General features: G+C 47.0%; 12 protein-coding genes and 1 riboswitch. All 12 genes read left to right on the top strand.

Annotated features, from left to right (window positions below; all coding sequences use genetic code 11):
• Window positions 1–91 precede the first annotated feature (91 nt).
• The 12 genes from prfA to wecB all read left to right on the top strand — a co-directional run bounded on the left by prfA (window position 92) and on the right by wecB (window position 12,911).
• Window positions 92–1,165: a peptide chain release factor 1 gene (gene prfA / locus NSS87_RS29030; protein ID WP_042192496.1), complete on the top strand. Its 1,074-nt coding sequence runs from the start codon at window positions 92–94 to the stop codon at window positions 1,163–1,165.
• Window positions 1,158–2,156 carry a peptide chain release factor N(5)-glutamine methyltransferase gene (prmC, locus tag NSS87_RS29025; RefSeq protein ID WP_339243796.1) on the top strand — a complete coding sequence of 333 codons (999 nt, stop codon included), beginning with the start codon at window positions 1,158–1,160 and terminating at the stop codon, window positions 2,154–2,156. Before prfA ends, prmC begins: the two co-directional genes overlap by 8 nt.
• A gap of 140 nt (window positions 2,157–2,296) precedes the next feature.
• Window positions 2,297–3,481: an FtsW/RodA/SpoVE family cell cycle protein gene (locus NSS87_RS29020; protein ID WP_042192492.1), complete on the top strand. Its 1,185-nt coding sequence runs from the start codon at window positions 2,297–2,299 to the stop codon at window positions 3,479–3,481.
• A 199-nt stretch (window positions 3,482–3,680) separates the two neighbouring features.
• Complete coding sequence (locus NSS87_RS29015; protein WP_076285647.1) at window positions 3,681–4,865, top strand: FtsW/RodA/SpoVE family cell cycle protein; 1,185 nt, start codon at window positions 3,681–3,683, stop codon at window positions 4,863–4,865.
• Window positions 4,866–4,948: 83 nt separating this feature from the next.
• On the top strand, window positions 4,949–5,704 hold the full coding sequence (gene spoIIR, locus NSS87_RS29010; RefSeq protein WP_339243793.1) for a stage II sporulation protein R: 756 nt from the start codon (window positions 4,949–4,951) through the stop codon (window positions 5,702–5,704).
• 207 nt (window positions 5,705–5,911) lie between these two features.
• Window positions 5,912–7,153: an L-threonylcarbamoyladenylate synthase gene (locus tag NSS87_RS29005; RefSeq protein WP_042194638.1), complete on the top strand. Its 1,242-nt coding sequence runs from the start codon at window positions 5,912–5,914 to the stop codon at window positions 7,151–7,153.
• Between the two features lie 127 nt (window positions 7,154–7,280).
• The gene (locus tag NSS87_RS29000) at window positions 7,281–7,853 is read left to right on the top strand and encodes a manganese efflux pump (protein ID WP_042192488.1); all 573 of its coding nucleotides are present in this window, start codon (window positions 7,281–7,283) and stop codon (window positions 7,851–7,853) included.
• Between the two features lie 47 nt (window positions 7,854–7,900).
• Window positions 7,901–8,488 (top strand): low molecular weight protein arginine phosphatase, encoded by a 588-nt coding sequence (locus NSS87_RS28995; RefSeq protein ID WP_339243791.1) that lies wholly within the window; start codon window positions 7,901–7,903, stop codon window positions 8,486–8,488.
• A gap of 48 nt (window positions 8,489–8,536) precedes the next feature.
• Window positions 8,537–8,619: riboswitch (ZMP/ZTP riboswitch) on the top strand.
• Window positions 8,620–8,693: 74 nt separating this feature from the next.
• Window positions 8,694–9,278, top strand: a complete 585-nt coding sequence (locus tag NSS87_RS28990; protein WP_339243790.1) for a TIGR01440 family protein — start codon at window positions 8,694–8,696, stop codon at window positions 9,276–9,278.
• Window positions 9,279–9,391: 113 nt separating this feature from the next.
• Window positions 9,392–10,639 (top strand): serine hydroxymethyltransferase, encoded by a 1,248-nt coding sequence (gene glyA / locus NSS87_RS28985; protein WP_042192482.1) that lies wholly within the window; start codon window positions 9,392–9,394, stop codon window positions 10,637–10,639.
• A gap of 421 nt (window positions 10,640–11,060) precedes the next feature.
• On the top strand, window positions 11,061–11,690 hold the full coding sequence (gene upp / locus NSS87_RS28980; RefSeq protein WP_042131376.1) for a uracil phosphoribosyltransferase: 630 nt from the start codon (window positions 11,061–11,063) through the stop codon (window positions 11,688–11,690).
• A gap of 60 nt (window positions 11,691–11,750) precedes the next feature.
• A complete protein-coding gene (gene wecB / locus NSS87_RS28975) occupies window positions 11,751–12,911 on the top strand; it encodes a UDP-N-acetylglucosamine 2-epimerase (non-hydrolyzing) (RefSeq protein ID WP_042192480.1) in 1,161 nt (386 codons plus the stop codon).
• Window positions 12,912–13,065: the final 154 nt, after the last annotated feature.

The following is a 13,065-nucleotide window of genomic DNA, read 5'->3' as shown; positions in this document are numbered from 1 at the left end:
TATAATATAAAGTCGTATATCTAATTTTATGACATATGTTTTAATCGCTTTATTTGCGAATTTGAAATTGAACTAGGAGAGGTGAATTCCCTTGTTGGACCGATTGCAATCCCTGGCGGACCGCTATGAGAAGCTCAGTGAACTGCTTTGTGATCCGGATGTTGCAAACGACAGTAAGAAACTGAGGGATTATTCCAAAGAACAATCAGACCTACAGCCTGCATTTGAGGCGTATACTGAATATAAGAGTGTAATGGAAGAGCTTGAAGCTGCTAAGCAGATGCAAGGCGAAAAGCTTGATGATGAGATGAAGGAAATGGTCAAGATGGAAATTGACGACCTTTCCAAACGTCAGGTAGAGCTGGAAGAGCAAATCCGTGTATTGCTACTGCCTAAAGACCCGAATGATGATAAGAACGTAATCGTCGAAATTCGTGGTGCAGCGGGTGGAGATGAAGCGGCATTGTTCGCTTCGGACCTTTATCGGATGTACACTCGGTTTGCAGATTCACAAGGCTGGCGCGTAGAGCTAATGGATGTCAACGCGAGTGATCTTGGTGGATTTAAAGAGGTAATCTTCCTTATTAACGGCCGCGGTGCATACAGTAAGCTGAAATACGAAAGTGGTGCGCATCGCGTACAACGTATCCCAGCGACTGAATCCGGTGGACGTATTCATACCTCTACTTCTACAGTATCGGTGATGCCGGAAGCTGAAGCATTTGAGATTGAAATCCATGATAAAGATATTCGTGTGGATACCTTCTGTTCAAGTGGTGCAGGCGGACAGTCTGTAAATACGACCAAGTCTGCAGTACGTGTAACCCATGTACCTACGGGCATCGTTGCTACCTGTCAGGACGGTAAGTCACAGAACTCCAATAAGGAAAAGGCGCTTCAAGTGCTTCGTGCCCGTATATCTGATATGAAACGGCAGGAAGAAGAAGCGAAGTATGCTGGTGAACGGAAGAGCAAAGTAGGTACGGGTGATCGTAGTGAGCGTATCCGGACGTATAACTTCCCGCAGAGCCGGGTTACAGATCATCGTATTGGCTTGACACTGCACCGTCTGGAGCAGGTTATGAACGGAGAAATCACTGAAATTATTTCGGCTCTTTCAATTGCTGAACAAGCTGATTTGATGGATAGTATGGACAATGGATAATAATGCTTTGAACGATGGCGTATTTGTCATGTCGGAAGTGAAAAGCATCCGGGAAGCCTTTGTGGAGGCTTCTTCTTTTTTGAGCCAGAGCGGTTGTAATGAACCGCAGCGTAGTGCGCAATTACTGCTGGAGCATGCGCTTGGCTTATCCGGGGCAGCGTATTATATGGCGCTGGCGGATTCTTTTCCGGCTGCGGTCAAGGAACAGTGGGAGGCGGGAGTTACCCGCCGGAGTAAGGGTGAGCCGGTGCAGTATATCATCGGCGAGCAAGAGTTCTACGGGCGTCCTTTTGAAGTGACGCCTGATGTGCTTATTCCACGGCCGGAGACGGAGCTGCTCGTCGAGGCGATTTTACGGTACGGCGCGGAGCTTTGGCCGGACGGCACGGTTGCGCCGAGTGAAGCGGCGCAGGAAGAAGGCGCTGCTTCGTTAGCAGCAGCGCAAGATCGTGCGGGCAGCGCGGAAGGTGGACGCGCCGTACGGCCGCTGACCGCCGTCGATATCGGCGCCGGCAGCGGAGCGATTTCTGTCACGCTGGCGGCGGAAGCGCCGGCGTGGCGGGTCTGCGCCGGCGATATTTCGCCGGCGGCCCTAGCTGTGGCGAAGCGCAATGCGATGCGCTCCGGCACAGCTGTGGACTTTCGGCTCGGCGATCTGCTCGAGCCGTTCGCGGGGATGGAGACGGATATTCTCGTCTCCAACCCGCCGTACATTCCCGGCGAGGATATCGCCGGGCTGCAGCGTGAGGTGCGCGACCATGAGCCGCGCACTGCGCTGGATGGCGGAGCGGACGGGCTGGACCCGTACCGCCGCATGATGGAGCAGCTGGCGCTGCTCCCGGCACCGCCGCGCCTGATCGGCTTTGAACTCGGCTTCGGACAAGCCGAGCAGGTAGCCTCGCTACTTGAAGCGGCGGGTCATTGGAAAGAGATCATCACCATTAATGATCTAGCTGGAATTCCACGTCATGTGCTAGGTATAGCACGATAATACTGCATGCTGTGCAGGGGACTCCTGTTGATCGGGGAGTGAAATTGTATTTTCAACCCGACTTCCTTTACAATAGAATTTAACCGGACTTCTTGGTGAACCATAAAAGAAAGCCCAGATTTAGAGTAGGGAGGCAGAACGTGCTTCAGAAGATTAAAAAAATTGATGGTGCTATCGTAGTCGTTCTGTTATTGCTCATGACTGTCAGCATCTTCGCCATATATAGTGTGACTCATGGAAGAGAAAAGCTGGACGGACATCATATCCGTATGATGATGTATTATGCAATTGGCTTTATTGCTTTTATTGGAATGACCTTTTTAGATTACAGAATTTTAGTGAAATACGCGTTATATATTTATTTGTTTGGGATAGGTATCCTGGTCCTCGTCAGCTTTTTGGGCGAGACCAAGAATAATGCCCAAGGCTGGTTGTCCCTACCTGGAGGACTGAGCCTTCAGCCTGCCGAGCTATTCAAGCTAATATTAATTCTATTTCTGGCAGCAATGCTTGTTCGTAAGAATAAGAGTAAACTCTTGTTTTGGCGGGATGTTGTGCCGCTCGGCCTCTTAACCTTATTTCCGTTTCTTATTGTCCTTACACAGAATGACCTTGGGAATGCCTTGTCTTACATCGTGATTCTTGCAGGTCTGTTGTGGATTGGAAATATTAAGTACACTCACGCATTAATCGCGCTGGTGATTGTAGCAAGCTCTGCGATTGCCGGAATTATGAGTTATATCCATTATCATGACGAAATTAAAACGTTTCTTAACGATATTGGCCGTTCGCACTGGATTGAACGTTTCGACCCATGGCTTGTTCCGGATAAAGCGACAGCGAAAGCTCTTTATCATACCAAAAACGCCAAGCTCGCGATTGCCTCAGGTGGGATGAGTGGAGAAGGCTATATGAACGGTAGCTCTGTTCAGACGGATCGGGTGCCTTATACGTATTCAGACTCTATCTTTGTGCAGATTGCCGAGGAATTTGGCTTTGTAGGTTCTGCATTTGTGCTGCTACTGTATTTTATCCTTATTCACCGAATGATTCTGATTGCGCTGGAAGCCAGAGATCGAGCAGGTCCGTTTCTGATCGTCGGCATTGTCGCGATGATGCTGTATCAGATTTTTGAGAATATCGGCGCGTTTATTGGTCTGATGCCTTTGACAGGTATCACATTGCCATTCATCAGCTTCGGAGGTACCTCCCTGCTTATTAACATGGCCAGCATTGGGCTGGTAATGAGTGTGCGTCTGCATGGTCAAGATGTAGAGGAAGATTTGCCTAAGCCTACTCCTTATGCAGCGGCCAAACAGGTTTAATCACTGAATCAAAAGATAACCGTCAGAAACTCATCTTTTAAGGATGGGAACTGACGGTTTTTTATTTTGGGAAGTGAATCTCTGATATCGGGTGTATTACATAAATTTGGAATTGTGGCCTTGAATGCTCTACAATAGAAAGGAGAGACTTTCCTCAGGTGAGGGTGGTTGGAACCTTAATAGAGTAAGGGGTTTGCGTATGCTTAAAAAGCTCAAGAAGATCGATAGCGTGATTCTTATTGTTCTAGTTATGCTGATGGTGATTAGTATTCTTTCGATATACAGCGTGACTAATGGTAGATTAGTTCAGAAACTAGATGGGTTCCATCTACAAATGCTTAAATACTACATTGTAGGGTTTGTAGCGTTTTTTGTGCTTACCTTCGTGGACTATAGGATATTTGTTAAATATGCTCTTTATATTTACATCTTGGGTATTGGTCTGCTAGTGTCGGTTAGTTTTTTTGGTAAGGTAAAGAACGGTGCGCAATTAGGGCTAGAGATAGGTGGACTTAGCTTTCAACCTGCGGAGCTTTTTAAGTTGATATTGATTCTTTTACTCGCGTCCATACTGGTCCGTAAACAAGGAGCCACGCTAACCTTCTGGAAGGGAGTCGTTCCGCTGGCGCTTCTTACATTGCTCCCTTTTGCCATAGTTATTGTACAGAATGATCTCGGAAATGCGCTAAGCTACATCGTAATATTAATCGGTCTTCTATGGATCGGGAATATCAAAATTTCACATGCACTCATCGGATTACTAATCGTTGGCGGATTGGGTCTTGCAGGAATTCTGAGCTATATTCACTATCATGATGAAGCGGTATATTTTTTTGAGGAGACCCTTGGCAGGAAGCATTTAGTGGATCGTTTTGATCCTTGGCTCGTACCTGATTTGGCTTCAGATGATGCAAGCTATCACACGAAAAATGCTAAAGTGGCTATTGCCTCCGGAGGGATGAGCGGCGAGGGGTACATGCAAGGAAGCTCTGTGCAGAGTAACCGTGTTCCATATACCTATTCGGATGCCATATTCGTACAGGTTGCGGAGGAGTTTGGGTTCGTAGGTTCAGCGCTGCTGTTGTTACTCTTTTTTATTCTTCTTCACCGGATGATACTGATTGCTCTAGAGAGTAGGGAGCGTAGTGGCCCGTTTTTGATTATTGGAATTACGGCAATGCTGCTATATCAAATCTTAGAGAATATTGGAGCTTTTATCGGCCTAATGCCGCTTACGGGAATTACACTTCCGTTCATCAGTTATGGAGGCACATCTCTTTTAATTAATATGGCCTGCATGGGGATTGTAATGAGTGTGCATCTTTATGGTCGGGATGTTGAGGAGGATTTGCAGTTGCCTAAGGCGCTTGCTGTAAAATTATAGATTTAATAGATTCATAGGTTTGCAGTCTCTCATCTCTGGACATACTACTAGCATGAGAGTTAAGAGGAGAGGGGCTGCGACAAATGAACGATAATCATATGGATAAAAGAGATTCCTTACGTGTAACTTTTAAGTATACTGCCATTTTAATTTGTTTTTTTATGATCGTTATCATGGCCTGGGAAGGTCAAAAAACCGATGCAGCAGTAGCCGAAGTATCGATTCCGCAGGATTCTATCCGGCTGCGTATTCTGGCGAATTCGGACGGAACACAAGATCAACTAGTGAAGCGGCAAATCCGCGATACAATCGTAGAGCAAATGAACCAGTGGGTAACTGCACTTGAGGACCCACAGAGTTTAGAGCAGGCACGCGCTTTAATTAGAACTCATCTACCAGAGCTTAATGCACTGGTTGGATCGGAGCTAGAGAAACGTGGCATTCAATATTCTTATAACGTTGAGCTGGGTGTAGTTCCTTTTCCGACCAAATTATACGGTGGAACAGTCTATCCGGCCGGAGAATACGAGGCTGTGCGGGTTACGTTGGGCGAGGGAAAGGGTCAGAACTGGTGGTGTGTACTGTTTCCGCCGCTGTGCTTTATCGATGCGGGCTCCGGAGATGCAGCAGCGCCTGCTGCTAATAAAGGGGCGAAGACCGTCTCGGCTGCCGGGGCAGATAGCGGAGTTAAGGCGCAACCAGCAGTAGGAACAGCTGTACAAGCAGATTCTTCGGCGAAGGATGTTGCGGCAGCGGATTCCGCAGAGCCAGAGGTACGGTTCTTCGTTTGGGAACTGCTGCAAAACCTTTGGAACTGGATTAGCGGATTATGGTCGTAATGCTGGTGTTAGCCCTTTGGTTTTGTGGAAATGGTCTATAGTTTTGAATCTAGATATGTTACTATTTCATAAGCAGATCGACTGCGGCGCCTTCATTGGGGCCGCTTTTTGGTAAGATTAGAGTTAATGAACCTCCAGAGTATTTATCCTAAGATTGCAAGAAAAGCTATTGTTCAATATATATCCTGTAGAAAGCCTGTGATGAGAATGAATGAACCACACGACCCTTTATTCGCCGTTCAGCGGCGGAGTGGAAATAGAAATGAGACTGTATATTGGGTACTGGATTTGCTGGAAGATGCAGAATCGGATTCCGATGTGCTTCAGCCAAGTGAGGAGAATAAGTTAGCCATCGTGGAGGCGGCAGCCATGCTTCGTGAAGGTGGAACGGTCGCTTTTCCAACCGAAACGGTCTATGGACTTGGTGCGGATGCAAGGAATACTGCGGCAGTTGAGGCTGTTTTTGCGGCAAAAGGGCGACCGTCTGACAATCCCCTAATCGTGCATATTGCTGATCCAAGTGCTTTAGACGAGCTGGTTACAGAAGTGCATCCTACGGCTGCGGTATTGATGGATGCTTATTGGCCTGGACCGCTGACAGTTGTGCTTCCTGTTCGTGAGGGTGTTTTGTCACCCTGTGTAACGGCAGGACTGGACACGGTAGGTGTTCGTATGCCTGATCATCCGGTAGCTTTGGCGCTGATCAGTGCAGCGGGCTGTCCCGTTGCGGCACCTAGTGCTAACCGTTCCGGTCGTCCGAGTCCGACCTTAGCTTCACATGTGATGGAAGACTTGGCCGGATACATTGGCGGTGTACTTGATGGCGGCGCCGCCGGAGTTGGACTGGAGTCAACTGTGGTGCAGGTGCAGCCTGATGGAAAGGTTGCCGTGCTTCGCCCTGGTGGGATTACTTTGGAGCAGTTAGCTGCTGTAGTGGGAGCAGAAGCTATTGCTGCTGAGCCAGCTGTGGTTAAAGAATTTGGAACTTCCGCAGCAGCGGAAGCTCCAGTAGCCACTGCACCGAAGGAGCGCCACGGTGCAGAAGCTGTTTCCGACAGCTCGGCGCCACGCGCGCCGGGCATGAAATACACGCACTACGCGCCGCGCGGCTGGCTCGGTGTGGTGAGCGGATCTTCTCCGCAACGTGTTGCGGATGAAGCCGCGAGTCTACTTCAGGCGGCACAGCTGAACGGCGAAGTGACGGGCTTACTCCTCTTCGAGGAGCATAAGCCCCTCTATCCCGCCGATCCTGCCGCCTGCGTTCTTTCCCTCGGCTCGTTATCCTCGCCGGAGGAAGGGGCACGCTCCCTATATGCCGCGCTGCGGCGCTTCGATGAAGCGGGAGCGACTTACATCTTGGCCGAGGCTTGTCCGCATACGGGCCTCGGCGTAGCTATTATGAACCGGCTTATGAAGGCAGCCGGTGGTTCCGTCATTGACGCCGGATAGCTACGGCGACCTTTCTATCCGGCTATAGTGCAGGTTCTTCGAATCTGAAATCTCTTATGAAGTCATGATTACCCCCTTGTCCGCATATCGTTGTTGTACAAGATATTTCGGACTTGGGGGGTTAAGCATGGGCATAGGAGATGTATATGCCGGTTGGGGGCAGACAGTTACTATTGCTATAATGGCGATTGCATTAGGGATGGATGCCTTTTCGCTCGGAGTAGGGATCGGGATGAAGGGGATTCGTCTGCTGCATATTCTGCAAATGAGTGTGCTCATTGCTTTTTTTCATATGCTGATGCCTCTTCTAGGTTTATTAACTGGAAGTTATGTCGGACATTTGCTAGGTCAAGTAACAACTTATGCCGCAGGAGGGCTACTTGTGCTGTTAGGCGGACACATGGTGTATAACTCCTTTCGTCCGGAAGTGGTAGGTACGCGAGCTATGAATCACCGAACCTTATGGGGAATGCTGCTTCTATCACTCAGTGTAAGTGTGGATTCTTTTTCCGTTGGGGTATCCTTAGGGATGTTTGTGAATGGTGTGCTTCTGACTATACTAGCTTTTGGTGCCTGTGGAGGTCTGATGTCAATTATCGGCTTGCTTCTTGGGCGGCATGTCAGTCGTGGACTCGGAGAATATGGGGAAGCATTGGGCGGGGCTATTTTATTGGGGTTTGGCTTGCTATTCATCTTTTGATACAATAACGGCATTACAATATTTTAATTTCATGGGGGTGCAAAAGCATGCTGCATATTTTATTCGTCTGCACCGGTAATACATGCCGTAGTCCTATGGCTGAGGGGCTTTTGCGAAAGCTTGCGAAGGAACGTGGAATCGACCTGGAAGTGCGGTCTGCAGGTGTATCTGCCATTTCTGGTACTTCTATATCGAGACATGCTGCAGCTATTTTGCAGGAAGAAGGCATTCATGATCATTTAGAGTCGTCGCAATTAACGGGGCAATCCGTCACTTGGGCCGATCTTGTGCTTACCTTAACCAGTGGACATAAGCAGCATTTGCTACAGTATTTTCCGGATGCCGTAACAAAAACATATACATTGAAGGAATACGTGCATAATGAAGAAGCTGTGACTGAGGATATTAAAGAATTGGACAGCCTTTATGCAGATGCTGAGTTAAGCATAGCTCTAGGTGGTGAACCCAACGCAACGGATCTACAACGAATGATTGAAATCCGCCAGCGTATCCCAAGCTTTGATATTTCTGATCCATTCGGGGGTACGCGTGAAGATTATGAGCTTACTGCTGCTGAGATTCGCACTTCGTTGTTTAGTTTATTAGATAAACTGGAATCCTTACGCCATTTGTAAATGGTTGATTTTCAGTCCGCTTTGCTTTAAGATAAAAGTACAACTAATCGGTTCCGATGTAACTGGCGACAAATGTGGATCAAACCACGATGGAGCATCGGAATAAACGGCCGGTCGCCTGGGCAAAAGAGCAAATCCGCAGCTACCTGCGGACTGCTCTTTTTTGTTTAAATGAAGCTTGTTTGAAGCTTGAGGAGGTAGGGTGATGGACAAAGTTGTGGAGTTATCTTTAACTGAAGCTACTGTCACTGTGTTAAGGGAGTTGGCGGAAGCTGGTAACCTTGGATCTGGTAAAATTGTTGTCCTAGGAGTTAGCACAAGTGAGGTCGCTGGTGTCCGTATTGGAACCGGTGGTGCGCTTGAAGTCGCACAGCAACTGCTTGACGGGGCTCGTTTGGTCGCAGCGGAAAAAGGATTTCATCTCGTTTATCAGTGCTGTGAGCATCTGAATCGTGCGCTTGTAATGGAACGCTCATTGCTAGAGTCGCTTGGGCTAAGTGAAGTTTCAGCTGTACCTATACCGGGTGCTGGCGGTTCGATGGCTGCGGCTGCCTATCGCTCTATGAAAGATCCTGTTCTGGCGGAAACGATAGAAGCACATGCTGGCTTAGACATTGGTGAGACTCTTATAGGTATGCATTTGCGCCGCGTGGCAGTTCCTTTTCGACCGACCTTACGGTACATTGGAGCAGCTAGAGTGAACGCGGCATGGACCAGACCTCCGCTTATTGGCGGCGAACGTGCGGTTTACCGTACTCTTGAACAGAGTGGTTCACAGGTTTGTGATTGATGAACTTAGATTTATGTTTTTGCAGAAACGTAGACCTAAAGCTTTTTCGTGGCGGGCGAATCGTTTCTATTTAAATACAACATATCTACACACACTAGGGAGGAAATAAGAACATGGAACAATTACGTAAGAGTGACCCGGCAGTACTGGAAGCAATGGAACTGGAACTGAAACGTCAGCGTGCCAACATTGAGCTTATTGCCTCAGAGAATATCGTTAGCGAAGCCGTAATGGAAGCCATGGGCTCAGTGCTTACGAACAAATATGCAGAAGGCTATCCAGGCAAACGGTATTATGGTGGCTGTGAAGATGTGGATATCGTTGAGAATCTGGCTCGTGATCGTGCAAAAGAATTGTTCGGTGCGGAACATGTCAACGTACAGCCTCACTCTGGAGCACAAGCGAATATGGCTGTATATCTCGCTGCACTTAACCCGGGCGACACGGTTCTTGGCATGAACTTGGCGCATGGCGGACATTTAACGCATGGTAGTCCAGTAAATGCTTCTGGATTACTCTATAACTTCGTAGCTTATGGTGTACAAGAAGATACTTTCCTAATTGATTATGACGAAGTGCGCAAAGCAGCCTTCAAGCACCGTCCTAAGTTGATTGTTGCTGGTGCAAGTGCGTATCCGCGCATTATTGATTTCGAAAAGCTTGGTGCTATCGCCAATGATGTCGGCGCGTTGTTTATGGTAGATATGGCCCATATCGCAGGGCTTGTTGCTGCTGGTCTTCATCCGAGCCCGGTTCCTCATGCTCATTTCGTTACAACTACAACACATAAGACTTTACGCGGTCCCCGCGGAGGTATGATTATGTGCAGACAGCCATGGGCAGCTGCTATCGATAAAGCCGTATTCCCGGGTTCCCAAGGTGGACCGCTGATGCATGTCATTGCTTCAAAAGCAGTCGCATTCGGCGAAGCTTTGCTGCCATCCTTTAAGACTTATGCTGAGAATGTAGTGAAGAATGCAAATGTTCTCGCAGAAACACTGATTAGCGAAGGGGTTAACATTGTATCCGGTGGTACAGATAACCACTTGATGTTGCTTGATACACGTAACCTGAACATTACCGGAAAAGATGCGGAAAAAGTACTAGATTCCATCGGAATCACTGTGAATAAAAACGCAATTCCATTTGATCCTACAAGTCCTTTCGTAACAAGTGGAATTCGTATTGGTACACCTGCGGTTACTTCCCGTGGTATGGACGAGCAAGCTATGGTGGTTATTGGCCGCATTATAGCTAATGTTCTGAAGAATCCGAAGGATGAAGTGAAATTAGCTGAGGCAGCTCGTCAAGTTGCTGATTTGACGGATCAGTACCCACTTTATCCAGAACTGAAGTACTAGTTCTTACTCGTATTCATTAATAAATTTACCTCCACCGAGTCCTGATTTTAGGGTTTGGTGGAGGTTTTTTGTTGTTTATTGTTCACAATATTACATGGGTGAATTGATGGAAAAACATGAAATCAATCATGAAAGTTCATGGAACTTTCATAAACAATAGTGAAAAAAATGTGAATAGTATGAAAAGTGCAAATTTGCACAACCTAATCTAGGTTTTATTCCTGAAAAGGCAACGGAATTACCAATCCTTACCTTTATAAGCGAAGGAAAACACAAGGGTAGGGGTTCAATATGGGTACATGTGCCTTTCTAGGTGAAATGCGGCGATGGGAATGCTATAATAGACAGGATTTAGCCATAGAGAAGCAAAAGCGCTTTCTAGGGTTATAGACACGACTTACAATTACCGGAGGGACAGGAAATGGGAAAATTGGTGATTTGCGATCATCCTTTAATTCAACACAAACTAACATTTATTCGCGACGTAAGAACAAACACGAAGGATTTCAGAGAGCATGTTGACGAAGTTGCCACATTGATGGCTTATGAGATAACACGTGATATTCCTCTAGAAACCATTACAGTACAAACACCGGTCACTGAAACGGAAAGTAAAGTGATTTCTGGAAGAATGCTTGGGCTTATCCCTATTCTTCGTGCTGGTCTGGGTATGCTTGAGGGCGTTCTGAAGCTTCTTCCTGCTGCTAAAGTAGGACATGTTGGCTTATTCCGTGATCCGGACACGCTTCAACCGGTTGAGTATTACATCAAGCTTCCTACAGATGTACAGGAACGTGAGCTGATCGTAATTGATCCAATGCTAGCTACGGGGGGATCTGCGATTGCTGCTATTACCTCGCTGAAGAAGCGTGGCTGTACACAAATTAAAATGATGAACCTGATTGCAGCTCCAGAAGGTGTTGCTGCGGTTCAAGAGGCTCACCCAGATGTTGATATTTATGTGGCTGCGCTTGACGATCATTTGAATGAGCATGGATATATCGTTCCGGGACTTGGCGATGCTGGAGATCGTTTGTACGGAACTAAGTAAATAGTAATTCGTAATAGGATATAAGAAATTTGTTTATTTTTTGATGAGAGGGTAGGGGTTATGTCCAAAATTAAAGTGATGACTATTTTCGGAGTGCGCCCCGAGGCGATCAAGATGGCTCCTCTAGTTCTTGAACTGAAGAAGCATCCTGAGCACATCGAGTCAATTGTATGTGTAACAGCACAGCACAGGGAGTTGCTCGATCAAGTGTTGGAAGTGTTCAATATCACTCCTGATTACGATCTGGATGTGATGAAGGATCGTCAGACGCTTAATGAGATTACTATTCGAGTACTTGAAGGCCTGGAACCTGTACTCAGAGAGGTTAAACCTGATCTCGTATTGGTGCACGGGGACACATTAACGACGTTCCTTGCAAGCTATGCCTCTTTCCTGCAGCAAATTCAGGTTGGGCACGTAGAAGCAGGACTTCGGACATGGAACAAATTGTCTCCGTATCCTGAAGAAATGAACCGTCAGCTTACAGGTGTATTAGCAGACCTGCATTTCGCTCCAACGGATTGGTCAGCTAGTAATCTGAGACATGAGAACAAAAAAGAATCAAGTATTTATATCACAGGCAACACTGTAACCGATGTGTTTCAATATACCGTACAGCCTGATTACCGGCATCCTGTTTTGGATTTTGCTTCAGGAAAAAAACTTATTTTGATGACTGCTCACCGTAGAGAATCGCAAGGTGAACCGCATCGGAATATCTTCCGGGCTGTCAAAAGAATCGCTGATGAATTCGAAGATGTAGCCATTGTTTATCCTGTGCATCCGAGTCCTGCCGTTAAGGAACCTGCACATGAAATTTTGGGTGGACATCCAAGAATTAAGCTGATTGATCCGCTGGATGTCGTGGATTTGCATAATTTTTATCCGCATACCCACTTGATATTGACCGATTCTGGCGGTTTACAAGAGGAAGCTCCTTCATACGGAGTACCAGTACTTGTGCTTCGTGATACGACGGAGCGTCCTGAAGGGATAGACGCTGGAACGCTAGAACTTGTGGGCACGGACGAGGAGAAGGTGTATGCACGGACACATGCTCTTTTGACTGATAATGAGCTCTATCAGTCGATGAGTCGGGCCGCCAACCCGTACGGAGATGGCAAAGCCTCCCAACGAATTGTCAATGCGATTTTGCACCATTTTGGTGTAAATAAGGAGCGTCCTGAAGAGTTTCACAGAATGTTCACAAAAAATAAATAATTTCATTTAAAGTAATATCTGACCTGATTAAAATCAACATACAGTGAAACTGTACGGTTTATATGGTTTTGGAACATTTTGCTGTGATTATTTTCATGTTTTCAAGGGTTTTTGGGCAATGTTCAATGAATTGACAAAGACTCCAGAAATTCAG

The sequence above is a fragment of the Paenibacillus sp. FSL F4-0243 genome, from assembly GCF_037963295.1.
GTDB lineage: Bacteria > Bacillota > Bacilli > Paenibacillales > Paenibacillaceae > Paenibacillus_AQ.
The sequence above is the reverse complement of the archived record's forward strand: the minus strand, read 5'-3'. Positions and strand labels throughout refer to the sequence as shown.

What these genes read in the sequence shown, in the direction of transcription:
- prmC (WP_339243796.1), top strand. Translation starts at nt 1,158, where the DNA reads ATGGATAATAATGCTTTGAACGATGGCGTATTTGTCATGTCGGAAGTG.
- NSS87_RS29015 (WP_076285647.1), top strand. Translation starts at nt 3,681, where the DNA reads ATGCTTAAAAAGCTCAAGAAGATCGATAGCGTGATTCTTATTGTTCTA.
- spoIIR (WP_339243793.1), top strand. Translation starts at nt 4,949, where the DNA reads ATGAACGATAATCATATGGATAAAAGAGATTCCTTACGTGTAACTTTT.
- NSS87_RS29005 (WP_042194638.1), top strand. Translation starts at nt 5,912, where the DNA reads ATGAATGAACCACACGACCCTTTATTCGCCGTTCAGCGGCGGAGTGGA.
- NSS87_RS29000 (WP_042192488.1), top strand. Translation starts at nt 7,281, where the DNA reads ATGGGCATAGGAGATGTATATGCCGGTTGGGGGCAGACAGTTACTATT.
- NSS87_RS28995 (WP_339243791.1), top strand. Translation starts at nt 7,901, where the DNA reads ATGCTGCATATTTTATTCGTCTGCACCGGTAATACATGCCGTAGTCCT.
- NSS87_RS28990 (WP_339243790.1), top strand. Translation starts at nt 8,694, where the DNA reads ATGGACAAAGTTGTGGAGTTATCTTTAACTGAAGCTACTGTCACTGTG.
- glyA (WP_042192482.1), top strand. Translation starts at nt 9,392, where the DNA reads ATGGAACAATTACGTAAGAGTGACCCGGCAGTACTGGAAGCAATGGAA.
- upp (WP_042131376.1), top strand. Translation starts at nt 11,061, where the DNA reads ATGGGAAAATTGGTGATTTGCGATCATCCTTTAATTCAACACAAACTA.
- wecB (WP_042192480.1), top strand. Translation starts at nt 11,751, where the DNA reads ATGTCCAAAATTAAAGTGATGACTATTTTCGGAGTGCGCCCCGAGGCG.